The organism is Mesosutterella multiformis (assembly GCF_003402575.1).
In the GTDB taxonomy this organism is placed as follows: Bacteria; Pseudomonadota; Gammaproteobacteria; order Burkholderiales; family Burkholderiaceae_F; genus Mesosutterella; species Mesosutterella multiformis.
Genome location: NZ_BGZJ01000001.1, coordinates 1702567 through 1727127, shown reverse-complemented (window position 1 = coordinate 1727127; position 24561 = coordinate 1702567). Strand labels below are relative to the sequence as shown.

Here is a 24561-nt window from a genome sequence, read left to right as displayed (position 1 = left end):
CACACCGAGCTGCGCCGCCCGGATCCGGCGCTCTGCGTTACGATAGGCGGTCAGCTTTCACAGAATAAAAACGAAAGGAACCCAAAACATGCCGATTTCAGAAGTCGCCGGTGCGTCCAAAGAGGCCGTGAACCATCCTTCCCACTACGCCGCGCATTACCGCCGCGAAGTGATCGAGCTCACCTCGCACTTCGACTTCACGACGGGAAACGCCCTGAAGTACGTGCTCCGCTGCCGCTTCAAAGGCCGTCCGACGGAGGATCTCCAGAAGGCTCACTGGTACCTCAATTACTTTTCCGATCACCCGGAATCCGGGTTCCTGAAGAGTGAGGGGCTCGAGCCCGTGCTCGCCGATTTCCTCACGGATCTCGCGAATCAGAAGGATCAGCTTTTCGGCGAAGAAGCCGGCCGTTTTGTCCGGAATCTCGTCGCCGCGGTGCAGCTCGCGCCTGAATTCCGGGCGCCTGAGCTTGAAGCCGCGAAGACCGCGCTCGAAACGCTGATCAAGGCGTCTGAAGCCTGATCAGCGGCTGAACGCTTTCGAATCCAGCAAAATGCCCCGGCGGTTCTGAAACCCGCCGGGGCATTGTTTTTATTGGAAGGAAGCGCTGCGGCTTATTCCGCCTTATCTTCCGTCGTGATGATATGAATCGCGGGCTGGCTCTTGAAGGCGAGCCTGAGAGCCGAAGTCACATCATCCGCGGTCACGGCCTGCAGCGCCGGAATATCCTCTTCATTCCACTTGATCCAGGGCTGCTTCTCCGTCACTTCAAGCCTGAGAAGCGCTTCCCACCGGACGTTCAGTTTCCGCTGCGTCTGAAGCGCGGTGATCATCGGTTTCTTCAGTTTCTCAAGCTCATCCTCCGTAATGCCTTTGGAGGCGAGGTCTCCCATCACCTGGCCAAGCGTCTTCCGGACGAGCGCGAGCTGGTCAGGGGACGTCTGAACCGAGGCCCAGATGAAGCCGAAACCGTCGTTCCGCGGTGATTGATAGTAGAAGCTCCAGGGGCTGTAGGCCGCGCCGAGCTTCTCGCGGATCACCTCACGGAGCTTATCGGAGAGGACAGAGGCCGCCATGCGATACGTCATCACGGTCTTCCGGTCAGCACCGTCGGTGTTCGGGAGGCGCCACGCCTCATTCAGGAACGCTTTCGGAGCGGTATCCGCGATCACCACGCGGTTTTCCCGGCCCGAGGGGAAGCTGAGCGGCGACTCACGCTTGACGCCGGATTCCGTGCCGGTCTTCTCGGCGTTGAAGAGCTGCGCCACAGCGTCCACCGCGGCCTTCTTATCAAAGTCACCCGAAATCACGATCGCGATCGGGGAAACCGTGCGGGACGCGGCGATCACTTCACGCACAGCAGGGAGCGTGTAGCGGTCGAGATTCGTGGGGGAGAGCGGCCGCACCCGTTCAAGATCTCCTGTGAACCAGGCGAGTGGCTTCCAGCTCGCGGCGCCCGCGGTGGTTTCGTAGAGCAGATGGCGGTTCTGCGCGAGCGATTCCTTCACCCGCGTGAGATCCGCGGCGTCCACGGTCGGCTGCTGATACTGGGTCCAGAGTGCCTCAAGCAGCGTCTTCACGTCGCCCTTCTGGGCGGTGCCGCTGATCGAGAAGTGGTCTGGCGAATAGCTTTCCGCGACCGCGATCCCCTTCGTTCCGAGGGTATCCGCGGTCTGCGTCTGAGTGAGCTTCCCGACGCCATGCTGCTGAAGAACGGACTGCGCGAGTTTCGGTTTCCAGGCGTCGATATCCTCGTAGGTCTGGGTGCCGGAGCCGAAGATGAGGCTTGCCTGCACGGTGCCCTTTTCCATCGTGAGCGGCTGCAGGTAGAGGCGGATCCCGTTCGGAAGCGTCGCCTCCTCAATCTGAAGATTCAGGTCCTTTGCCGCGACCCGGGTCTGGAACGCCTTGCCGGAGAGAATCGGCTGCCACGCGGCGGCAGAAGTCCCCGTCGGCATGGCGGGAAGGGTGAGGTAGGGGAACTTCACGGTTGACTGCTCGGCGAGCGGCTTCGCGGGCCGAGAGGCAGCCTCCTGCCAGACTTTGACCACTTCAGCGGTTGTCGCTTTCGCGCCGCCAGAGAGCTGAATCGTGCGGTTTTCGGGCTTAAACGCGTCGCGGAAAGCGGCGTTGACGCGTTCGAGCGTCATGTCTTTCTTAATGGAATTGAAAAATTCAAGATCCTGCTCGGGGCTCGTCACCACCTGATCCGAATTGATGGTCCAGGCGATCGCTCCCGCGATATCGGAGCTCTGATAGCCGTTATAGTTCTGCACGGCGGCCCGGAGCTTCTCCTCGTAGCGCTTCAGCGCGAGATCAAGCTCTTCCTTCGTGAAGCCGTACCTGATCGCGGAGGCGGATTCTTCCTCAAGCCCCGTCAGAGCCTTTTTCCAGCCGTCGTTAGACGTCACAGCGACCATGACGGCTTCCGGGGTCAGGCTGCTCCGGATATCGGAACTGAATCCCGCGCCGCGCCAGATGCCGGGAGACTTCTCTTCACGCTGCTGCAGACGCCGCTCGAAGATCGAGGAGGCGATTCCGTCCGCCACATCCTGTTCGGAGGCCGCGCGGGACGGCGCCTCGTGGCGGCGCGGATGCATGACGTAGACCATGATCCGGGTGGTGGATTCCTTCCGGGTGCTCACCCAGGCGCGGACGCCGGCCGCGGTCGGATTCCCGAGCGACGGGATCACGGCGCCAGGGTCCGACGCGGTGGCTTTCTTCATGGAACCGAAAGCTGCCTCAATCTCAGCCTTCGTTTTCTCCGGATTCACGTCACCCACCGCGATCACGACCATGCGGTCCGAGCGGTACCAGGTGTCGTAGAACGGCCGGAGATTATCGGAATTCGCGGCCTTGATGGTTTCCGTTTTTCCGATCGTCGCGTCCGTGAATTTGCTACCCCGGTAGAACCAGTTCCGGAACGCGTCCTCGGCCTGCTGGGATTCAGAGTCCCGGGCCCGCTTTTCAGAGAGGATGATCCCCATCTCTTCCTTCACTTCGTTCGGAATGAAGAGCTGGCCGTCGGCGTAGTCGCGAAGGATCGAGAGCCCTTTCTGCAGCTGATCCGATGACCCGGAGGAGAGATCCAGTGTATAGATCGTTTCCACGGGGTCCGTTGACGCGTTTGTGTCCCCCCCGAAACTCATGCCGTTCTTCTGGAAGAAAGGAATTAGGGAGCCGGGCGCGAAGTGCTTCGTGCCGTTAAACGCCATGTGTTCAATATAGTGTGCGTAGCCCAGCTGCTCCGGGGTCTCAAAGTACGATCCCGCCTGAACGTCGAGGTAGAGCGACACACGGCCTTTCGGCGTCTGATGCGGCAGGATCACATAGCGGACGCCGTTCGGGAGAACGCCGTACGTCATCGCGGGATCCGGCTTCAGGTCGGAGTGATCCCAGGGGAAAGCTGCCTTGTACCAGGAGAATTCAGCTGCCGCGCTGTGTGACGCGGGAGCGGAAACCGCAGCGCTGGCTGCGGGGAGTGCGGCATATGCGGCGGCGCCCGAAAGGGCGAGCGACGCGGAAGCCACGGCGAGGAAGATCAGACGGTATTTCATCCGTAATTCCCTTATTGGAAGAGTTCCCGAAGGAGCCGTCTGCGCGGCTCCGCTTCAGAGGAAACGCAATTTTTCACTTGAGTGTAGGACAAAAACTGCCGGGAAACCGTTTTACGGAGCGTGACAATCGTGAACAAAAATGACCGGCCTGTGACCGTGCCTCAGGTCCCGCCGTTCGGGCATCCGCGGAAAATGCTCTTCAGAGACACCCAGAAACAGGGGATTCCTTGTTTTTCAACTGTTTTTGTCTTGATATGAGTCAAATCTGAGGTGACGCGAATAAGGATTTATGCTTAATCAGTCTATTTAATTAATAATAATCAAAACCTTATTTTATATGTCCGGTTAAGGGCCTTGCTCCGGACTACGGTAAACGCCGTAGGAAAAAGGGAATAATCCGCTTCATAACTTATTGAATATAAAAGGCGTACCGGATAGTACCTAGACGCTAAGGAAACAGAAACATTATTTTGCAGATTTCTTTCAAAGTGTAATATTGACGGAGAATCTGATAACTAAGCCCTATCCGTTTGTATGTTGGTTCTTTTCCCTTCGGAGGTAAGTTTTCCGGCGGAGAACGGAGCAGGGCGCAAACTAACGGCGGCGGGAAATCCGCCGGTATGTGGGAGGATGTATGGCAGAAAAGAAAAAGAGCTTGCTGCTAAGTCTGCCGGTCCAGATGTGTATCGGCCTCGTGGTCGGTGTCATCGTGGGCGCGTTTGTTTCGGCTGACGTAGGCACCACTTGGTTCAAGCCGCTTGGCGACCTGTTTATTCGACTGATCCGAATGGTGGTTGTTCCGCTCGTCTTCGCGACCCTCGTCGCTGGCGCTGCCGGCATCACCGATATTTCCAAGCTCGGCCGCGTAGCTGTGAAGATTCTTCTCTGCTACTTGATCACGACCGCTATCGCTGTGGCCTTCGGTCTCGGTATTGCTGAGATCATCAACCCGGGCCTCGGCCTTGACCTTTCCACCTCCGGTGCTGTCGCGAAGGTTGTGAAGGCCCCGAGCATTGTTGAGACGTTCCTCAACTTCGTCCCGATCAACCCGGTTGAAGCCATGGCGAAGGGCAGCATGCTCCAGATCATTGTGTTCGCCATCTTCTTTGGCTGCTGCCTTGCCGGCCTCGGTGAACGCGGCAAGCCCCTGCTCAAGATCTTTGAGCTCACGGGCGACGTGATGATCCGCCTCACGAACGTTGTCATGTACTACGCTCCGATCGGCGTCTTCGGCCTCATTTCTTACACCGTTTCGAAGCACGGCCTCGCGGTTCTTCTGCCGCTCGGCAAGCTGATCCTCGCCTCCTTCATCGCGACGGCTCTCTTCTGCATCATCGTTTACGGCTTCCTCGTGAAGTTCGTGATCCGTATGCCGATCAAGACCTTCCTGAAGGGCATCTTTGAGCCGTGGCTCGTCGCTTTCACGACCTGCTCGTCCGCCGCTGCTCTTGCTCTGAACCTCCGCGCTTCCCGTCAGCTCGGCGCTTCGAAGGCTATCGCGACGTTCTCCATTCCGCTCGGCAACACGATCAACATGAACGGTACGGCCATTTACATGGGCGTCTGCGCTGTGTTCGCTGCTGAAATCTTCGGCATGAACCTGTCCCCGACCGACATGGTCACGATCGTTCTGATGGGCGTGATGGCTGCTATCGGCACGGCTGGCGTCCCGGGTGCCGGCCTCATTATGACGACCCTTGTCTTCACGCAGGTCGGTATTCCGCTTGAGGCTGTGGCTCTGATCGCCGGTATTGACCGTATTCTCGATATGATCCGTACGTCCATTAACGTCGTGGGTGACGCGGCTTCGGCTCTGGTTGTCTCCCGCCTCGAAGGTGAACTCGGTACCGATCCTCTGAGCGAAGACGAAATGCTGTAACGCTCCTCAGACTCTCCCGGGATGCGCTCTCGGGAGATCGGGATCCCGACCTCCGGAAAGAAGATTCCTTCTTCCGGAGGTTTTCTTTTGGCTGTGGGAAAGATATAGAGGAAAGGAGAAAGAGCGCGGCAGCCGGGGTACCGGCTTTCGCGTTCCGGGAACAGACGGAATTGGGAATGAAGGAGGCGGTGAGGGGGGCTTCATTCCGCTGCGGGAAAAAACAGTTCTCACTTGCCCGAGCTTAATCCGCCTCGCGGATTCTTCCTCCCGCGGTCAGGAAAAGCCCCCGCGTTCCGTTGAGGAAGCGGGGGCTTGAATGATGCGCTTTGAACTTCAGCAACGGTTTACTTCGCCTGCTGACGCACCTGGGTCGAAGGCACGTTCTTCGGGGCCTCGATCGTCGGCTTCTCAATCTTCGGCATCTTCACCTGCGTTTCGGGGTGCTCCTTATTCAGAGCGATCACGCGGCGGACGTCCTTCTCGTTATCCTTCATGCCGAGGTAGCCGTAGCTGTCCGCCATGATCTGAAGGGCTTCATCACGGTACGGCGTACGGGAGTAATCCGTAATCACACGCTGGGCGCGGGCAACCGCGGCCACATAAGCGTGGCGGATAAAGTAGAATCTCGCCACCTTCACTTCGTGATTCGCCTGCGCCAGAATGAGTTCATTCAGACGGCGGCGGGCCTCAGGAGCGTAACGGGAATCCGGGTACTTCTGCACGAGTTCGCGGAACGTATCCCAGGCGTCACGCGCGGCCTGCGCGTCGCGGTCCGAGATGTCCTGACGCGTGAGGCGGGCAAAGAACCCATCATCCTCATTCAGCGTGGCAAGCGCCTTCATATAGAGCACATAGTCGCTCGCGGGGTGATTCGGATACGAACGCAGGAACCGGTCGCATGCCTGAATGGCCTGGGCGGGATCACCGTCCTTCCAGTAGGCGTACGCCATTTCGATCTGAGCCTGCTGGGCATAGCGTCCGAACGGATACCGGGATTCAAGCTTGGTATAGTACTCTTCGGCCTGCGACCAGTTGCTGTTATCCAGCGAGTCACGGGCCTCGGTGTAAAGCTTGTCAGCGGACCAGTTGATCGTTTTATCATCGTTCACAGTCGAGAGCCAGGAGCAGGAGGCGGTGAGCGTGATGACGGCAGCCATCGAAATGCCGAGGGCGGTGCGGCGCAATGCTTTCTTCATTTACTAGGAAACCAGAAATTGAAAAGTGTGGTCAATTATAGCCTTGAGACCAAGGGCGAAACGGAACAGGAAGAAAACTTTACCGAGTACCTTGTCTCAGCGGAAAACTCCGGGGAGCGGCTCGATAAGGCACTCGCCGCCCTGATGCCCAAAGTTTCGCGCTCCCGTCTTCAGACGTGGATCAAGCAGGGCGCGGTCACGGTAAATGGAAAGCCGGTCGATAAGGTGCGGGATCCGGTCTATGAGGGAGATGTGGTCGCGGTCACTGCGCAGCCGTCTCCCGAGGAGCTCGCCTTCACGCCCGCGGATGTCCCGTTTGACGTGGCGTATGAGGATGACGCGATCATCGTTGTGAATAAGCCTTCCGGCCTTGTTGTACATCCGGCGGCGGGTCACTGGGACGATACGCTGCTGAATGGTCTTCTTTTCCGTTACCCGGAGCTTCGGGTGCTGCCCCGCGCCGGCATTGTTCATCGTCTGGACCGCGACACGACCGGTCTCATGGTGGTCGCGAAGACGCTTGAAGCGGAAACCTCCCTTGTCCGTCAGCTTCAGGAACGCACGGTGAAGCGTGAGTACTGGGCGCTGCTTCGGGGCGAAGCCCCGGAGCGGACGCTGGTCGACCGTCCGATCGGCCGTGACCCCCGGCACCCGATGCGGTTTGCCGTCGACGTTCCGGGCTCGATGCGCTCCGCCCGCACCCATATCGCCCGTGTGGCGCTCGGGAACGCAGGGAAGCGCGTGATCAGCTGGGTCGCCTGCCGTCTCGAAACCGGCCGCACGCATCAGATCCGCGTCCACTGCGAGAGTCTCGGGCTCCCGCTTCTCGGAGACCCCGTGTACCGCGGCGGCCTTCAGCCGATTGATGACGGCACGGTTTTCTCGATCAAGCGTCAGTGCCTTCACGCGAGCCGCCTCGGGCTCACGCACCCGGTGACGGGAAAGCGGATGGAGTGGTTCGCTGCGCCTCCCGCGGATCTCGCGGAAGTGATGCAGGCGCTTGACTTCGGTCCGCTTGATCAGCCGGTCACGGTGTTTGATGAAGAGGCGCCGCTTGGCGCAGCGCCTGACTGGGAATAAAACCCGATTTCTCCCGGCCTGGGGTCTCAGAGCCTCGGCCGGGCGCGGCGCGCTGACTACAATAGCCCCCAATCCTTAACTCTTTTCTGCAGCGACTAATCTCATGGCTTCCAATCTTGAAAAACCGGAGCTTGCTGTTCTGACTCCTCAGTGGCAGGCACCGGCTTCTGTTCACGCCTGTTTCACGCTTCGCGAGGGCGGGGTGTCTTCAGGACCCTTCGGGAATGAGGACGGTATCTGCGGCATGAATGTCGGTCTCTACTGCGGAGACGCGAAGGTCTGCGTCCGGACGAACCGCGGTTTTCTCTCAGCCTATGCGGGGTCTGACCCGAAGTGGCTGCATCAGGTGCATGGAACGGCAATCGTGCACGCGGATGAAGCAGCGCCTGAAGCGGAGGCGGATGGCAGCTGGACGATGACCCCGGGTGTGGTTCTCGCGATTCAGACCGCGGACTGCCTCCCCGTGATTCTCACGGATCCGGAAGGAAGAATCGCGGTCGCGCTCCACGCCGGATGGCGGGGACTCGCGGCCGGGATCCTGCAGGACGGTGTGAAGCTGGTGAGGGAAAAACTGTCGGATCCGGATACCCGGATCCTCGCCTGGCTTGCGCCCCGGATTGGCGCGGATGACTTTGAGGTGGGGACTGATGTCCTCGACGCGATGAAAGCGCGGCTCCCTGACGCCGCGTCCCGCTTTAAACCGAAAGCGGAAGCCGGGAAGTGGCTCTGCGACCTCGCGGGGCTCGCGTCAGACGCTCTTGTGTCGGAAGGCGTGAAGCGTGAGGATATCGCGGACTGCGGGTTCTCGACCTACGCGGATCCGGTTCACTTCTTCAGTTACCGCCGCGATCACGGTGAGACGGGGCGCCACGCGGCGCTTGTCCGGATTGAACCGAAAGCGCTCTGATCCCTTATAATCGCCTCCCCACTACTTAAAGACTGAAATCAAAAGGAAATCTTCTTCCATGCTGAACGAAACGCCCCGTCGGATTCCGACGATCGGTTTTGTGTCCCTCGGCTGCGCCAAGGCGCTCGTCGACTCTGAGCGCGTCATTACGGAGCTCCGGAGCGAAGGCTATTCGATCGTCGATAACTACCGGGATTCGGATCTCGTGATCGTGAATACCTGCGGGTTCATCAACGAGGCGATTGAGGAGAGTCTCGGCGCGATCGCCGAAGCGACCCGTGAAAACGGCCGCGTGATCGTGATGGGGTGCCTCGGCGGGAAAAAGGACGCGGACGGCACGAATTTCGTGATGAAGCGGAACCCGGCAGTGCTCGGCGTTCTGGGACCGGAGGAAGAGAAGGACGTGGTGAAGCTCGTGCATCAGCACCTCCCGGCTCCTCACGCCCCGTACCTCGATCTCGTTCCGGGCGGCGGTGTCCGTCTGACCCCGCAGCACTACGCCTACCTCAAGATTTCAGAGGGCTGCAACAATCACTGCACGTTCTGCATCATTCCGCAGCTCCGCGGCAAGCTTCACTCCCGCTCGATGGACTCCATCATGCGCGAAGCCTGGAGCCTGAAGGAAGACGGCGTGAAGGAAATCATGGTGATCGCGGAGGACACGTCGGCCTACGGTTCCGACCTCGGCTATAAGCTCGCGTTCGCGGGCGGCCGCCCCGTGCATACGCGTCTTGAGGACCTCTGCGTTGAGCTTGGCCGTCTCGGTCTCTGGATCCGCCTCCACTACGTGTACCCGTACCCGATGGTGGACCGCATTATTCCGCTGATGGCTGAGGGGAAGATCCTCCCGTACCTCGATATTCCGCTCCAGCACGCGGATCCTGACGTGCTCCGCCGCATGGCGCGCCCGGCGCACGCCGAGAAGACGCTTGAGCGGATCCGCAAGTGGCGCGAGATCTGCCCGGATCTCACGATCCGTTCGTCCTTCGTGGTCGGTTTCCCGGGGGAGACCGAGGAGGAGTTCCAGCACCTCCTCGACTTTATCCGCGAGGCGGAGCTTGACCGTGTCGGCTGCTTCACGTATTCGCCGGTTGACGGCGCGAAGGCAAACGACTTCCCGGACGCTGTGCCGGATGACGTGAAGGAAGACCGTCGCCGCCGCTTCATGGAAGTGCAGGCCGAGGTGTCCGCGGCGAAGCTGAAGCGCCGCATCGGGAACGTTGAGACGGTTCTGATTGACGAACCTGAGGATGAGGACGGCGTCGCGGTCGGCCGCACGGCTCACGAAGCTCCCGAGGTGGATGGTGTTGTTTACGTCACGGTGACCCGCCCGGTGAAGCCTGGCGAATTCGTGCGGGCGAAGATTGTCCGTACCGAGGAGCATGACCTTGTGGCGCTCCAGGTGGAAGAATAACCGGCCGGATTTTCTCACCGCCGGATAGAAAAACCGCTTCAGATTGACTCACTGAAGCGGTTTTGTTTTATGAGGAGCGGCGCTCGAAAAGTGCGGACATCCCGGGCTGAAGCCCCGGGATCGGTTTCAGGGGCCGCGCCCGGATTTCCTCAATCGGTTCCGCGTCACCGCCCTTCGCGTTTCGCCGCTCGCGGATCGTCTCAATCCGGAATTCGTGCGCGGGGCCTCCGATCGCCGGAATCCGGATATGAATCACGTCCCCCTCTTTAAGGCCGGCCGCTTCGCTCGCGGGAGCCGAAAACGCGGCCCAGGGGGAGGAGAGATCCGCGATCGTAGCGATCGGGAAGCCGCTCGGCGCGGCGTCGCCTGTTCCAAGGAAAATGTGGGAGATTTCCCCATTCATCGGGCTCCGGATCACGGCGTCGTTTTTTGAAGCCGTGCTCTTTCCCTTATTGCCCGCTGCGGGTGACGCTGCGGCAGGGGTTGCTCCCTGATTCCCGAGGATGAATGCTTCTTTCGCGGCGCGCTCCGCTTCGCGCGCGGAGTCGAGAGCCGCGCGTTCCTCTTCCAGCCGCTGCTCGGGGACGAGCCCCTGGCGGTAAAGACCGGACACCCGGGCAAAATTCTTTTCCTCAGCGCGTTCCGCGGCGATCGCGGCTTCGTACGCCGTGCGGGCGTCTGACATATCGCTTGTGCCGAGGATCGTTTCGTCTTTGAGGCTTCCCCTTTCATGCCGCATCGGAGAGGCCGTTTCGGCGCGGGCCCGGACTTCGGCGTCCGGGATCGTTACGATAGCGATCCGGTCTCCAAGCCCCACACGGTCACCTTCCTTCACGAGGATCTGACGGATGCGGCCGGGAATTTTGCTTCCGACGTCGATCGACGCCGCGGTGATTTTGCCTTCAAGCGGCGGGAGCCTCGGGTGCGTCCAGAGCCACGCCCCCCAGCCCGCGAATCCGATCACGAGGATCGCGAGGAGCACGGAGAGGACGATGACAAGCGTGTTGCTGCCCTGATCTTCTTTTTTTTCTTCAGCCATAAGCGACAGATCGCGGATCGGAATTCCGGTTCCGCGGGAAAGGATGGACAGTCTGTCAGAAGGAAACCTCTGAACCCAGCGCTTCAGAAACCACTGACGGCTGTCTTTCCCTATTGTAGGGATGAAACATCACTCTTTGCATCGGCGGAACGGCGGAAGTGTGATGCAGAGCCGGAAGATCGGTAAATGATTGTGGCCGGGCGGCACGGGGGGAGCGCGGTGCCGCCGGATCGGGATGACGCTCAGTCTTCGTGCGTATGGGGATGTGTGTGCGGGAGCGCGTGGGCGTGTTCGTCCGTGTGATCATGGCTGTGCCCGTGGTCATGCTCATGTTCATGCGGATGGTCATGATCCCCTTCATCCGGCACTACCGGAATCAGATTGATCTTGCCGTAGTGGACACCGGGCGCTGAGACAATCGAGAGCGCGAGACTCTGAATCTCGGACACCGGTCCCCGGAGAATGATGGTTTCGGAGCACACCTCGTGCGACACGTGGACATGCATCGCGGTGACAACAAGTCCGATATTCGCGTGCTGGATTTCATTCATCCGCTCGGTGAGCTGCCGCTTATGGTGGTTGAAGCTGTAGCTCACCACGGCGAGCGCCTCGGCATCCCCCCGCGTCAGATCCTCTTTCGCGATGATGTCGCGGAGAATATCCCGGAAGACTTCAGAGCGGTTGCTGTAATTCCGTTCCTTCATCAGGCGGTCGAGCTGGACCGCAAGATCGTCATCAAGCGAAATCGTGAAGCGCTTCATAGGTGTTCTGCCTCTTCTTCTGTCAGGGACGCGTTCGGGCTGCGTTTGGATAGGATTTTAGACCCCGGCGCGCTCGGCCCAATACGGACCGTCCGCAAACCAGTTAAGTGCCGAGTCAAGTCCGAGGCTGTTGATCTGATGCGGAATGAGGGCGCGGACCCGGGGCTTCGCGTGGTACGCGATGCCGAGTCCCGCGTATTCCAGCATCTTCACGTCGTTCCAGCCGTCGCCCATCGTGATCACGTCACAGGCCGGGATGCCGCGCTCCGCCGCGAGCTGCTCCACAATGTGACGCTTGCCGTCCGAATCCACAATCTTCCCGCCGTTTTCTTCAGGGCCCGTCACGGTGCCGTCCAGCACTCCGTCCCGGATCCCGAGCTTATTGCAGTGGAAGCCGTTCGCGCCGAGCTTCACTGCGGCCGCGGCCGCGACTTCATCAAAACCACCCGTCACGATGTGGCACTCGAGCCCCGCCGCGCGGCAGCTCTTTACCCAGCGTTCCGCGCCGAGGCTGTAGGGCATCGTTTCCGCGAAATCTGTGAACGCCTTCACGGGGCACCCCTTCACCGCTGCGATCCGGAGTCTGAGGCTCTCGGCGTAATCCTTGATATCGCCCCGCATGGCGGCTTCGGTCACCTGTGCGACTGTGTCACCGTAACCCGCGTTTTTCGCCACCGTGTCGAGCGTTTCAATCGCGACCAGCGTGCTGTCGAGGTCACTCGCGAGGAGGCGGAATTCCGTGAGTTTCAGGCCGTGCCGCACCATCGCGGCGTCGAGCCCCGCTTCCTGCAGCCTTCCGATCACGGGTTCAGCGGTGAGCGGGTTCACGGACTCCAGCCTCACGGCCCCCGGTGCGATTTCAGCGATGAAGCCGGCGAGACCCGCCGCATCAGCCGGAAGATTGCTGCGGGAAAGATCCTTTCCCTGAATCACGAGATCGTAAGAAAGCGGCGTCATCGTCACGCTAGACTCCTTCGCACGGGGGTGCCTTAAGGTTTTTGGGATTAGGTAAATTTACTCAAGTTTACCCAGAATTCCCTTGACCGCCGCAATCCGTGACTCAACATTCCCTGTTGACTGCGCGATCTGGACCCGGTTCGGGCCCGTCATCCGCATATCGCGCCGGCTCTGCATGAGGTCGATGAATTTAAGCGGCTCAAATTTCGGCTTATCGGCGACTGTGAGATAGATCACCTTTTCAGACGCGTCCACTTTGCGGATTCCGAGCTTCTCGCAGAGGAGCCGGATCCGGTGCTCATCGATCAGGGTCTTTGCCTGAGGCGGAATCTCGCCATAGCGGTCAGCGAGGTTCTCGACCACGGCGTCGATCGCGTCCGGGGTTTCGGCCGCGGCGAGTTCCTTATAGAACCCGAGCCTCTGGTTCACGTCCGGCACGTAGTCGGACGGAAGGAGCGCCGGCGCGTGGAGATTGATTTCCGCGACGGATGCGAACGGATGCTCGACATCCGGGGTTTCACCGCGCTTCAGCGCCCGGACCGCTTCCTTCAGCATTTGGTTATAGAGGTCGAAGCCCACGTTCGCGATCTCGCCCGACTGCCGTTCGCCGAGCACTTCACCCGCGCCGCGGATCTCCAGGTCATGCATCGCGAGGTAGAAGCCGCTTCCGAGATCCTCGAGATTCTGGAGCGCTTCAAGCCGCTTCTCGGCGTTCTTCGTGATGGAGGCCTCGGGCGGCGTGAGGAGGTAGGCGTAGGCCTGGTGGTGGCTGCGGCCAACGCGGCCCCGCAGCTGATGAAGCTGCGCGAGACCGAACTTATCCGCCCGGTGAATGATGATCGTGTTCGCGGTCGGAATATCGATCCCGGTCTCAATAATCGTCGTACAGAGAAGGACGTTGTAGTGCTGCTGATAGAACTCGCGCATCACGCGCTCCAGCGCGTGTTCCGGCATCTGACCGTGGGCGACCGCGATGCGGGCCTCGGGGACAAGCTCAAGCAGCCGCTCGTAGCGCGTCTGGATCGTGTCGACATCGTTATGGAGGAAGTAGACCTGGCCCCCGCGCTTCAGCTCTCGGAGAATGGCTTCCCGGATCAGCGCGTTGCTTTCCGGCCGCACAAAGGTCTTCACGGCCAGCCGCCGCTCGGGCGCCGTCGCGATCACGGAGAAGTCCCGCACGCCTTCAAGCGACATCGACATCGTGCGGGGAATCGGGGTCGCGGTGAGCGTGAGAACGTCGACCTCGGCACGAAGCGACTTCAGTTTCTCTTTCTGCCGCACGCCGAACCGGTGCTCCTCATCAATGATGACGAGCCCGAGGTTCTTGAATTTCACGGTGTCTGAGAGGAGCTTATGCGTGCCGATCACGATATCGACCGAACCCGCTTCGAGTCCGGCGAGAGCCGCCGCGGTTTCCTTCCCGCTTCGGAAGCGGGAGAGCTCCGCGATACGGACAGGCCACGCTGCGAACCGGTCACGGAACGTCTGCGCATGCTGCTCCGCGAGCAGCGTCGTGGGGCAGAGCACCGCGACCTGGCGTCCCCCCATCACCGCGATGAAGGCGGCCCGGAGCGCGACTTCGGTTTTCCCGAACCCGACGTCGCCGCAGACGAGGCGATCCATCGGTTTCCCTTTCTGCATGTCGTCGAGCACCGCGTCAATCGCCGCCTGCTGATCGGGGGTTTCTTCAAAGGGGAAGCCTTCCGCGAACGCTTCGTAGTCGGTCGGTGACACCTTGAAGACCATTCCGGGGCGGTTTTCCCGGAGCGCGTAGAGGTGAAGAAGCTCCGCCGCGGTGTCCCGCACCTGCTGGGAGGCTTTCCGTTTCGCCTTTTCCCACTCGCCCTTCCCGAGGTGGTGAAGCGGCGCGTGGTCACGGTCAGACCCGGAGTAGCGGGAAATCAGATGGAGCTGCGACACCGGAACATAGAGTTTCGCGCTGTCCGCGTAATCAATCTGAAGGCACTCGGCGGGTCCGTCCTGGGTATCCAGCGTAATCAGCCCCTGATAGCGCCCGATGCCATGCTCCACGTGGACCACGGGGTCCCCGATCCGGAGTTCCGAGAGATCCCGGATCATGGAGTCGACGTTTGTCTTCCGGTCGCGCCGCCTGACGTTGCGGCGCGGGTTCGCCTTATAGAGCTCGGTCTCTGTCACCACCGCGATCTTCGGCTGATCCATCACGAAGCCGTCATAAAGCGGCCCGTTGGTGATCGAGAACGGGGAGTCGGAGTCAATAAACGCGCTGAACCCCGAGGTCCGGTCCGGGGCGAGCCCATACTCGCGGAAGAGTTCGAGAATCGTCTCTTCGCGGCCGGCGGATGACGCCGAAATGAGGAGCCTCCGCTTCTCGGTCTGCGTCCTCGCGCGGTACGCCTTCAGATGCTCAAGCGGATCCTTCGCTCTCCGGTCAACCGAGAGATCGGGGAACACGGGGGTGCCGTCTCCCGATGTCACTAGTTTCCAGCGGGCAAAGGGGCTGAGTGCCTTGAAGAACGCTTCAGGCGACAGGAAGAGCTGCTCAGGAGGCAGCGCCGGATGCTCGGCGTCGTGCGAGAGGAATTCGTACCGCCCCTCGGTCTCGTGATAGAACCGCTCAAGCTCCGCGTTCACGTCTCCCGTGAGGAAAAACCGGGCGTCCTCTCCCACGTAATCAAAAATCGTTGCCGTCTCATCAAAGAAAAGCGGCAGATAGTATTCGCTCCCCGGGCTCGGGACGTGGTTCGCGATGTCCTTATAGACAGACGACCGGGTGCCGGCCTTCGGGAAGGCGGTCTGCCAGTTTTTGCGGAACGTGAGGGCGCCCGCCTCATCGATCGGGAACTCGCGCCCGGGGAGGATACGGATGCTTTCCGCGTCCCCCGTCGTATGCTGCGTGTTTTCGTCAAACACCCGGATCGTTTCGATCTCGTCATCGAAGAGTCCGATCCGGTAGGGGTTCGGAGCGCCCATCGGGTAGATATCGACGATTTCGCCGCGGACACAGAATTCGCCCGGGCCCATCACCTGGGAAACGTTTGAGTAGCCGGCGAGAATCAGCCGGTGCTTCAGATCCGTGGTGGAAAGGATGTCGCCCCGGCGGAAGAAGAACGTGGTCGCGGAAATGAAGGAGGTCGGCGCGATCCGGAGCGCGGCGGTTGAGGCGGAAAGAAGCAGCAGGTCAATCGCGGTCCCGGAGTCAGACCGTCTGCCGGGGACGCGGGATGAAAGCCGGTAAAGCGTTTCCAGCCGCTCCGATATCAGATCCTCATGCGGGGAGAGGAGGTCGTAAGGGAGCGTTTCCCAGTCGGGGAACGTCCGGACGGAGAGCGAGGGATCGACCCACGCCACTTCCTGCTCCAGCCGGATCACGTCAGAGGCGTTCGCCGCGATCACGACGAGGATTGAGCCCTGTTCCGCGCATTCCCGCGCGGCCTCCGCGATCGCGACACTGTCAGGCGCCCCCGCGGGGAGCGTCATCGTGCGGCTGAGCGTCGGGTGTTTATCAAAGAGACTGTCGCCAAGGAGGCCGGGGAAACGTGTTTTCGTCATGAAGAAAAATTCTGAAGGACGGGAAATTACGGTCTGGGCGAACGGTGCCGGATCGCTACAATTCCTGAAGATTATAGAAAGACTCGGGCTGCGGTTCGATCCCTGTGTTTCGAGGGGAAGCGCGTCGCCCGGGCCAAACGCCAGCGTGACTGAAAGGAAGAGTGGAGTGAAAGAGGAAGAAAGCCGTTTTTATGCTCTGGTGCCGGCCTCCGGCGTCGGGCGCCGCATGGGGCTCGCCGTTCCGAAGCAGTATCTGAGGCTCGCGGGTGAAACGGTCCTTTCTCTCACGGTCCGGGCGCTTCACGATTCAGGCATCTTTTCCGGGATCCTCGTTGTGGTGTCAGAGACGGACGCGTGGATCGATGAGGAAACGTTCCCTGAGGGCGTGAGCGTTGTCCGACGCGGCGGCGAAACCCGCGCGGACACCGTAGTGAACGGCCTCGAAACACTCTCAGGCGGCGCCGTTTTCCCGGCGTCCGGCTCGGACTGGGTCATGGTGCATGACGCGGCGCGTCCCTTTGTGGATCCCGCGGATATCCGGAAACTCCGGGATGAGGTGCTGTCAGCAGGGCACGGCGCGATCCTCGCGATGCCGATGGCGGACACCGTGAAGGAAGCGTCACCCGACCGCCGGATTCTCGCGACCCGTGACCGCAAATCGCTCTGGCGCGCGGCAACACCTCAGGCGTTCAGGCTCTCGGAGCTCCTTTCCGCGCTCAGACGCGGGACCGAAGGGGTGACGGACGAATCCTCCGCGATGGAGCGCACCGGACACCCGGTTTCCGTTGTTCCGGGCAGCACGCTAAACTTTAAAATCACGACGCCGGATGACGCGCTGATCGCGGAAGCGATCGCCGAAAGCCGGCTCCGCAAACACCCGTAACGCCCCAATAGGGGAGACTGGAGAAAGATACAGATGGCATTTCATATTGGGGAAGGCTACGACATTCACCGCCTGGTGCCCGGCCGGAAGCTTTATCTCGGCGGCATTCTGATCCCTTACGAAAAGGGACTTCTCGGGCACTCGGACGCCGATGTGCTGCTGCACGCCATTACGGATGCGATCCTTGGCGCCGCGGGCCGCGGCGATATCGGAGAGCGTTTCCCGCCGTCAGACGAACGCTGGAAGGACGCGGACAGCCGCCGTCTCCTTCAGATCGTGGTGGGCGAAGTCCGCGACGCGGGCTGGGAAATCGTGAACGTGGATACGACGATTTACGCTGAAGAACCGAAGCTCGGCGAGTGGAAGAAAAAGATCCGCACTCAGCTCGCGCGGATTCTCGGTGTCGCCGAGCAGGACGTGAACGTCAAGGCGAAGACGAAGGAAGGCATGGGCGAAGTGGGCGAAGGACAGGCGATCGAAGCGACCGCCGCTGTCCTTCTTGAGCCGAGCCTTCAGGCGGAAATCTTCTGATCGCCTTTTGCTGACAGGTCCGCTTCATCCCGTCCCTTCGGCGCTTTCGGAGGCGAGGCGAGGGGGAAGCGGATTTCCACGACAAGACCCTTCGGGTTATTTGTGTGAAGCTTCACCTGACCATCGCTGCGACGCGCGATGCGGTCCACAATCGCGAGACCGAGGCCTGAGCCGGTAGACCCGGTTCGGGCCCGTTCGCCCCGCTCAAACGGCCGGAGCACGCGTTCCATCTCCGCTTCCGGAATCCCTTCGCCGCGGTCCGCGACGGAGAGAATTGCCCGTCCGCCCTGCATCCCGGTATTCACGAAGATCTCAAGTTTCCCATCAGGGTCGCGCCCGTACTTGCTCGCGTTGACGAGGAGATTCTGCACGACACGCGCGATTTCAGCCGGGTGCGCCATGATGTAGACATCCTTCCGGATCACGCTGTCAAGCGACACCGAGGGGTCTTCCTGCATGCGGCTCGCGCCGATCGCGGAAGCCACCACTTCACCGAGATTCACGAGTTCGAGCGGCGTATTCGAGCGCCGCGCGTAGCCGAGGAACTGGTTCACGATGTTTTCCATCTGCTCCATATCCTGGACCATGGCGTTCCGGGAGTCTTCGGGGAGATCCGCGAGTTCGACCTCCAGCCGGAGCCGCGTGATCGGGGTGCGAAGGTCGTGGCTCACGCCGGCGAGCAGCAGTTCCCGGTCCTCCTCCATGCGGGAGAGGTCCTTCACCATGATGTTGAAGGATTTGTTCACCTCACGGATTTCGGTCGGGCCGGTGTCCGGGAGCTCTTCAGGCGTCTGCCCGCGGCCCAGCGCCTTCGCGGCGCGCGAGAGATTCGCGAGCGGCTCCACCGTGTGACGCGTGAGGAGCGTGGCGCCGAGCGTCGAGAGCATAAAGGCGATGATGCCCCACCAGAGCCAGGACGTGCCGCTCGGGCGGTCAAAGAGCTTTTTCCGCGTCATCAGCCAGTACTGATCGCCGTCAATCGAGAGCGACACCCAGAGGCCTTTTTCTCCGTTCACTTCGGAGGCGAGCACCGTGTGCGGCCCAAGCCCCTCATGCACCATCTGCTCGATGAGACTCACGGTTGACGTGTCGGTAAGCGGCGTCGTGTGATCGCTGTCCTCCTTCGGCACGATGCGCAGTCCTTCTTCGCTCGCGAGAATATTGAGGAGGTCCGGCCGGTAGACCGGGTCCGCGGAAATCAGCGCGTAGCGCGTGAGATTCGTCATCGAGACGATCTGCTGGGAAATGCTCCGCGCGATCGACTCTTCATTAAATGTCCAGTACGTCTGAAGGCCGCCCAGCACCGACACCACGATGAGGACCATCAGCATCAGGAACGTGCGCCAGAAGATGCTGTTGCTTGAATTACGTTCGCCTTCGGGGGCCGGCGCCTCTTTTTTAGCCATGATTGCAGCCTGGGGATAAGAGGAAAAAAGGGAAAAGCGCGGCTGGCTTCTTTCTGAGAAACCTCTGCCGCACTTCAGGTGAGAATCCGGTGACGCACCTGATCCTTACACCGTATGTCCGTCCGGGATGAAGACGTAGCCGAGACCCCAGACCGTCTGCAGGTAGCGGGGCTTGCTCGGTTCGGGTTCAATCAGCTTGCGGAGACGCGAGACCTGGACGTCAAGACTCCGGTCAAAGGCCTCGTACTCGCGGCCGCGGGCCATTTCCATCAGCTTGTCACGCGAGAGCGGCTGACGCGGGTGGCGGGCAAAGGCCTTCAGCACCGCGAATTCGCCCGTCGTGAGCGGAATCGGTTCGCCGTTCTTCCGGAGCACCCGGGTGCCGAGGTCGAGTTCAAAGTTCCCGAACTTCACGATTTCGTTTTCGCTTGAAGGCGCCCCCGGCGTCTCAGGCGTCGGACGGCGGCGCAGCACGGCGTGCACCCGGGCGAGGAGTTCGCGCGGATTGAAGGGCTTCGGGATGTAGTCATCGGCCCCGAGCTCCAGCCCCACGATACGGTCGACATCTTCACCTCGCGCCGTGAGCATGATGACAGGCGTCGTGTCCTTGGACGCGCGGATCCGCTTCAGGATCGCGAGACCATCCTCACCCGGCATCATCAGGTCGAGAATCAGCGCGTCAAAGCGCTCACGCATCCAGAGCCGGTTCATCGCCTGGCCGTTTTCAGCCACGAAGACATTGAACCCGTTCTCACCGAGATAGCGCCGCAGTAGATCCCGCAGCCTCGGGTCATCATCGACCACCAGAATTTTCGGTTTGCGTTCAGCCGTCATGTCTGTCCCCTTGTAATAGAATTCTTTCTCTAAAGAAAAAAGCTTCCCGGTTTTTGCTTCCGGGTTGGTTTGTTACATTTTGGCCTGTTACAAATTTTTTTGTGCTCTCCAAAACAAGCTGTAACAAAAGAACCCGCCCTGAAAGAATTTCACTCCCTTTTTGTAGCACTTTTTAAGAAAAATCGAAATAGGATATAGGTGTTGAAGAAAGGAGGAGCCTCCGCGGCCGGTTTCTGGAGCGGGGCCTTCCTTGCGGAAGCTCCTCCTCACTTATTTCCTTATTCGGACTGCTATGAGAAAATTTTTGCTGCTGGCTTTGCTGACGACCTGCTGCGCTGCGGCTTCCCCCGCGTTCGCGCAGGATGGTCCTATGTGCAATCGCACCTGCACTCCCGCTGAGTGGCAGAGTCTCTCCGTTCAGGAGCGCGTCGATCTCTGGCCTGTCATGACGCAGGAAAACCGCCGCCACATCTGGATGCTGATGGATGACGCGGAAAAACGGGCGCTTCGCGAGAAGCTTCGCCCGATCAGCCGGGAAGAGTTCCGGCGCCACTTTGAGTGCAGCATCGACCCGAAGGGGCTCGGTGCCATGGAGCCGGGGGATCCCCGTCCGGTGATGTCGCCGATGGAAAGAATGCATATGAGAAATCAGATCATTCAGGTGCATCAGGAATTTATGCATGTCCGGTCTGCGCGTGAGAACGCCCGGCTGGACGGAGGCCGCTGAGAAGAGGCCGTGCCTCTGGCGGGCTTCGGGAGTGAAGCCGCCGGAAAAACCCGGAAGCCGATCCGGCGAGGCGCTAAAATGCGCTCTTGACAGGCGGGATTCGCGATTCATAGCCGCGGTCCCGCTTTTTTCGTATTTGGAATTCAGTAAGAGAACAGAGAATGTCGGCAAAAATCCCAACGCTCCTCGCGCTTGATACCGCAACGCCGGTGAGTTCCGCCGCGGTGACGGGTGAAGGTCTTTCGGTCCAGAAAATTGATGAGTCCGGAGCGGGGCATTCGGAGTCCCTGATCGGAGAGGTGGACGCCGTGCTGCGGGAAGCGGGTGTCTCGCTTTCAGACTGTGACGCCGTGGTGTTCGGAGCGGGTCCGGGAGCCTTTACCGGGCTTCGGGTCGCGTGCGGCGTGGCGCAGGGGCTCGCCTGGGCAAAAGAGAAGCCGATTGTCGCGGCGAGTAACCTTGAAGCACTCGCGATGAAGGAACTCAGCGGGAAACCCGCCGGGACGAGAATCCTCGCGGCTTTCGACGCCCGGATGCATCAGGCGTACTGCGCGGTGTACGAGAAGGCGGAAGAGGGTGCGAGGCTCTCTGAACTCGTACCGGCTGAACTCGTGAATCCGGATGAGCTCGCGGGGCTTGCCGAGAGTTTCGGCGTGGCGCTCGCCTCGGGAAGCGGTGTCCGCGCGTTCCCGGAGTCGTTCGCGGTGCTGGGTGACCGGGTGACGCTGAATCCGGATGCGACAGTCACGGCGCTTGATCTCGCGGCGCTCGGCGCGATTCTCTTTAAATTGGGGCTCGCCGTGATTCCGGAACTCGCCGCTCCGCTTTACGTCCGTAACCATGTGGCGCTCACGATTGAAGAGCGCGCCGCGGGAAAGAGGCTCTGACGATGGCAGCCGCGATTCGGAATATGACGCCCGCGGATCTTCCCGCGATTGAAACGATTGAACAGCGTGTTTTTACGGAGCCCTGGGATATGGGTTCCTACGCCGCGTGCCTCCGCTCCGGGTGCTACGCGAGAGTCGCGGAGGACGCCGGGACTGTGGCTGGTTACGCCGTCCTTCATCAGCTGCGGGGTGAGGCCGAGATCTTCACGCTCGCGGTTGCCCCGGAATTTCAGGGGAAGGGAATCGGGACCGCGCTTCTCGCTGATCTCATGAGTGAGGCGAACCGTGAAGGCGCTTTCCGCGTGGTGCTTCAGGTGCGGTCTTCAAACGATCACGCGATCCATATTTATAAAAAGGCGGGGTTTGTCCAGGCCGGGGTGATTTCGGATTACTACGCGAACCGCGACGGAACACGCGAAGACGCGCTCTTTATGGAGGCAATGCTCACCCATGCTTGACGCACGGCAATCCGCGATCTGGAAGGCGATGGGGCTTGGCCCTGAGTGGATTCTCCGGGCAGAAGAGGATCCGTCAGTGCCGGTCCGAGGCGTGCCGAAGGCGATTGAGGCTCCCGCGGCTCCGGCTGCGGAAGCGACGCCTCAGCCGCGCCCGGTGGCACCCGCACCCCGTGTGTCCCGTGTATCCCGGGCTTCGGTGACAGCTCCGTCGCAGCCGGTTCACGCGAGCCCGATAACTCAGGCGCCGCGCCGTGCGGCGCAGGCGGTGTCTCCCACCGTGTCGTCTTCCATGCCGGCAGCGGTTCTCCCTGATCACGCTGCGAGCGGCTGGGATTCAGTGAAGTTCTTCAGCCAGGTGACAGACGGTACCTGGGATCAGCTGAAGGCGCTTCTCCCTGACTGCCACGGCTGCGGTCTCAGTGAAACGCGGACCCGCACCGTGTTCGCGGACGGCGCTCCGGGCTGCCCGATCGTGATGGTCGGCGAAGCGCCGGGGGCGGAAGAAGATCTCCAGGGGAAGCCTTTTGTCGGGAAGAGCGGTCAGCTTCTCACGAAGGCGCTGGAGTCTGTCGGGCTGCAGCGCGGGAAGGACATCGCGATCATCAACGTGCTTAAATGCCGTCCGCCGCATAACCGCGATCCGAAGCCCGAGGAAGTCGCGGTCTGCCGCCATTTCCTTGACCGGCAGCTTCAGCTCCTCGCCCCCAAGGTTCTCGTGCTGATGGGCCGCCCCGCGGCGTCAGCGGTTCTCGGCACTGATCAGGCGATCAGCCGTCTCCGCGGAAAGCTTTTCGAAATCGAGGTCGCTGGGAAGAAGGTTCCGGTGATCGTGACGTATCACCCCTCGTACCTCCTCCGGAACCTCGCGGATAAGGAAAAGTGCTGGCACGATCTGCTCTTTGTGAAGCGGACGCTGAAAGAAGCGGAAGCGGCCTGACACACATCGCAGAGCCCATCAAAAAAGCCCGGTTTTTCAACCGGGCTTTGCTTTTGGGGAGCGATCCGCCGCTCTACTTCTCTTTCCCGTTCTGCAGATGCGGGCTTTCTTCTCCGATCATGCTGGAGAGATCCTGACCGATCGCGTTGCGGCGGTGCGTGAGGATCACAATGATCATCCCGATCGCGACAAAGGCGCCGAAGATCTCCATGATGCGGGTGGAGGTGAGGCCTCCCTTGATCATGAGCGAGTAGATGCCAAGCATGATCAGCATCGACGAATTTTCGTTGAAGTTCTGGACGGCGATCGAGCGGCCCGCGCTCATCAGAACAAAGCCGCGGTTCTGAAGGAGGGCGTTCATCGGCACTACGAAGAAGCCGGCAAGCGCGCCGACAAGCACCATGATGCAGCCCGCGATGATGATCGCCCAGGAGATTTCAAAACCGCCCGGAAGCGTGATGACGGAAGGCGCCATCGCGCGGTTGAAGTGCGCGGCAAAGACCACGACGACCCCCATCAGAACGCCCATCGGGAGTACCTTGAGGCACTTCTTAAGCGGCACAAAGGTCGCGGCGCCGACCGCGCCGATTGCGATGCCGACAGAGACCACGGCCTGAAGAATGGAGGCCTGTGAGAGATTGAGGCCGAAATTCGTGTCAGCCCAGGAGAGCACTAGGAACTGCAGCACAGCGCCCGCGCCCCAGAACATCGAGGTGACGGCAAGCGACGTCTGTCCAAGCTTATCGGTCCAAAGCGCTTTGCAGGAGCCGAGGAAATTGCAGACCGTTTTGATCGGTTCGAAATCCGCTTTCGGGTACCGCACGCCGGTGTCCGGAATAAAGAGATTGCAGGCCGCGGCAATGAGGTAAATAAAGAAAACGATCGAGATCGCGGCGCCGGCTCTTGTATGAATGCCGATTGTCTGGAGGACGCCCGCGGCGAGCACCGGATCCGCGACAGCCGGAAGAATCAGGGCACCGCCGAGCACTACGCCGAGAATGATCGAAATCACCGTGAGGCCTTCGATCCAGCCGTTAGCCACAACGAGTTTATCCGGGGGGAGGAGTTCCGTGAGGATGCCGTATTTGGCGGGGGAGTAAGCCGCGGCGCCAAGACCGACGATCGCGTAGGCGAGAAGCGGGTGGCCCCCGAAAAGCATAAAGAGACAGCCCACCGCTTTCAGCGTGTTCGTGAGGAACATGACGCGGCCTTTCGGCATGCTGTCCGCAAAAATTCCTACATACGCCGCAAAGATGATGTAGCTCAGCGTGAAGCAGAGTCGCAGGAGCGGAGTCATCCAGGCAGGGGCGGCGAGCTCGGAGAGCAGCGCGATGGCAGCGATGAGGAGAGCGTTATCGGCGAGGCTTGAAAAAAACTGCGCCGCCATGATCGTGTAAAACCCGCGATTCATTTGTCTCCCTTATATTCCTTGAAAAGTGGGCAGTTCAGAGATGACGCAGCAGAACCGCCTAGGTAAATATAGCGGAAAGGCGGGATTTGTGACGCGGTCTCAGAAAGCCGTGCCGGAGTCTACCGGTTTTCCGTCCCGAAATCTAAAAGAAAAACGGAAACTTAC

At 60.6% G+C, this 24561-nt stretch carries 20 protein-coding genes; 11 read left to right on the top strand and 9 right to left on the bottom strand.

What is annotated here, in order from left to right; genetic code table 11:
* The first annotated feature begins 88 nt into the window (after positions 1-88).
* Positions 89-523, top strand: coding sequence for a DUF3310 domain-containing protein (locus M4NBBH2_RS07885; protein WP_116270415.1), 435 nt, complete (start codon positions 89-91; stop codon positions 521-523).
* Positions 524-615: 92 nt separating this feature from the next.
* Here the strand turns inward: M4NBBH2_RS07885 and M4NBBH2_RS07880 are convergent, their stop codons facing one another.
* Positions 616-3558, bottom strand: a complete 2943-nt coding sequence (locus M4NBBH2_RS07880) for a M16 family metallopeptidase (protein WP_116270414.1) — start codon at positions 3556-3558, stop codon at positions 616-618.
* Positions 3559-4192: 634 nt separating this feature from the next.
* Between M4NBBH2_RS07880 and M4NBBH2_RS07875 the strand changes: the two genes are divergently transcribed.
* Positions 4193-5437, top strand: a complete 1245-nt coding sequence (locus tag M4NBBH2_RS07875) for a dicarboxylate/amino acid:cation symporter (protein WP_116270413.1) — start codon at positions 4193-4195, stop codon at positions 5435-5437.
* 344 nt (positions 5438-5781) lie between these two features.
* Here the strand turns inward: M4NBBH2_RS07875 and M4NBBH2_RS07870 are convergent, their stop codons facing one another.
* Positions 5782-6633 carry an outer membrane protein assembly factor BamD gene (locus tag M4NBBH2_RS07870; protein WP_116270412.1) on the bottom strand — a complete coding sequence of 284 codons (852 nt, stop codon included), beginning with the start codon at positions 6631-6633 and terminating at the stop codon, positions 5782-5784.
* A 27-nt stretch (positions 6634-6660) separates the two neighbouring features.
* On the opposite strand from M4NBBH2_RS07870, the gene M4NBBH2_RS07865 reads away from it, so the two are divergent.
* From M4NBBH2_RS07865 to rimO, 3 genes are all read left to right on the top strand, one after another.
* Positions 6661-7713: an RluA family pseudouridine synthase gene (locus M4NBBH2_RS07865; RefSeq protein ID WP_235005632.1), complete on the top strand. Its 1053-nt coding sequence runs from the start codon at positions 6661-6663 to the stop codon at positions 7711-7713.
* 103 nt (positions 7714-7816) lie between these two features.
* On the top strand, positions 7817-8620 hold the full coding sequence (gene pgeF, locus M4NBBH2_RS07860) for a peptidoglycan editing factor PgeF (protein ID WP_116270411.1): 804 nt from the start codon (positions 7817-7819) through the stop codon (positions 8618-8620).
* Between the two features lie 58 nt (positions 8621-8678).
* Positions 8679-10034, top strand: coding sequence for a 30S ribosomal protein S12 methylthiotransferase RimO (rimO, locus tag M4NBBH2_RS07855; RefSeq protein WP_116270410.1), 1356 nt, complete (start codon positions 8679-8681; stop codon positions 10032-10034).
* Positions 10035-10101: 67 nt separating this feature from the next.
* On the opposite strand, the gene M4NBBH2_RS07850 is transcribed toward rimO, so the two are convergent.
* The 4 genes from M4NBBH2_RS07850 to mfd form a co-directional block, all read right to left on the bottom strand.
* The gene (locus M4NBBH2_RS07850; RefSeq protein WP_116270409.1) at positions 10102-11073 is read right to left on the bottom strand and encodes an HlyD family secretion protein; all 972 of its coding nucleotides are present in this window, start codon (positions 11071-11073) and stop codon (positions 10102-10104) included.
* 242 nt (positions 11074-11315) lie between these two features.
* Positions 11316-11834, bottom strand: a complete 519-nt coding sequence (gene nikR, locus M4NBBH2_RS07845; RefSeq protein WP_116270408.1) for a nickel-responsive transcriptional regulator NikR — start codon at positions 11832-11834, stop codon at positions 11316-11318.
* Between the two features lie 57 nt (positions 11835-11891).
* Positions 11892-12791, bottom strand: a complete 900-nt coding sequence (gene serB, locus M4NBBH2_RS07840) for a phosphoserine phosphatase SerB (protein WP_116270407.1) — start codon at positions 12789-12791, stop codon at positions 11892-11894.
* Positions 12792-12848: 57 nt separating this feature from the next.
* On the bottom strand, positions 12849-16250 hold the full coding sequence (gene mfd / locus M4NBBH2_RS07835; protein WP_441900336.1) for a transcription-repair coupling factor: 3402 nt from the start codon (positions 16248-16250) through the stop codon (positions 12849-12851).
* A gap of 238 nt (positions 16251-16488) precedes the next feature.
* Between mfd and ispD the strand changes: the two genes are divergently transcribed.
* Both ispD and ispF read left to right on the top strand, forming a co-directional pair.
* On the top strand, positions 16489-17205 hold the full coding sequence (gene ispD / locus M4NBBH2_RS12040; protein ID WP_160117864.1) for a 2-C-methyl-D-erythritol 4-phosphate cytidylyltransferase: 717 nt from the start codon (positions 16489-16491) through the stop codon (positions 17203-17205).
* Between the two features lie 33 nt (positions 17206-17238).
* Positions 17239-17736: a 2-C-methyl-D-erythritol 2,4-cyclodiphosphate synthase gene (ispF, locus tag M4NBBH2_RS12035; RefSeq protein ID WP_022444287.1), complete on the top strand. Its 498-nt coding sequence runs from the start codon at positions 17239-17241 to the stop codon at positions 17734-17736.
* On the opposite strand, the gene M4NBBH2_RS07825 is transcribed toward ispF, so the two are convergent.
* Entirely contained in the window at positions 17718-19142 is a 1425-nt protein-coding gene (locus M4NBBH2_RS07825; RefSeq protein WP_116270405.1) for an ATP-binding protein, read from the bottom strand. The genes ispF and M4NBBH2_RS07825 overlap by 19 nt on opposite strands.
* A gap of 105 nt (positions 19143-19247) precedes the next feature.
* On the bottom strand, positions 19248-19976 hold the full coding sequence (gene ompR, locus M4NBBH2_RS07820) for an osmolarity response regulator transcription factor OmpR (RefSeq protein ID WP_116270404.1): 729 nt from the start codon (positions 19974-19976) through the stop codon (positions 19248-19250).
* 292 nt (positions 19977-20268) lie between these two features.
* Between ompR and M4NBBH2_RS07815 the strand changes: the two genes are divergently transcribed.
* The 4 genes from M4NBBH2_RS07815 (at position 20269) to M4NBBH2_RS07800 (ending at position 22985) form a co-directional block, all read left to right on the top strand.
* Positions 20269-20703 (top strand): hypothetical protein, encoded by a 435-nt coding sequence (locus M4NBBH2_RS07815; protein ID WP_170135120.1) that lies wholly within the window; start codon positions 20269-20271, stop codon positions 20701-20703.
* Positions 20704-20864: 161 nt separating this feature from the next.
* Complete coding sequence (tsaB, locus tag M4NBBH2_RS07810) at positions 20865-21590, top strand: tRNA (adenosine(37)-N6)-threonylcarbamoyltransferase complex dimerization subunit type 1 TsaB (protein ID WP_116270402.1); 726 nt, start codon at positions 20865-20867, stop codon at positions 21588-21590.
* Positions 21591-21592: 2 nt separating this feature from the next.
* The gene (rimI, locus tag M4NBBH2_RS07805) at positions 21593-22048 is read left to right on the top strand and encodes a ribosomal protein S18-alanine N-acetyltransferase (protein WP_116270401.1); all 456 of its coding nucleotides are present in this window, start codon (positions 21593-21595) and stop codon (positions 22046-22048) included.
* A complete protein-coding gene (locus tag M4NBBH2_RS07800) occupies positions 22041-22985 on the top strand; it encodes a uracil-DNA glycosylase (RefSeq protein WP_116270400.1) in 945 nt (314 codons plus the stop codon). The genes rimI and M4NBBH2_RS07800 overlap by 8 nt, the downstream gene beginning before the upstream one ends.
* Positions 22986-23058: 73 nt before the next feature.
* Here M4NBBH2_RS07800 and lplT read toward each other — a convergent pair whose 3' ends face one another.
* The gene (gene lplT, locus M4NBBH2_RS07795; RefSeq protein ID WP_116270399.1) at positions 23059-24396 is read right to left on the bottom strand and encodes a lysophospholipid transporter LplT; all 1338 of its coding nucleotides are present in this window, start codon (positions 24394-24396) and stop codon (positions 23059-23061) included.
* Positions 24397-24561: the final 165 nt, after the last annotated feature.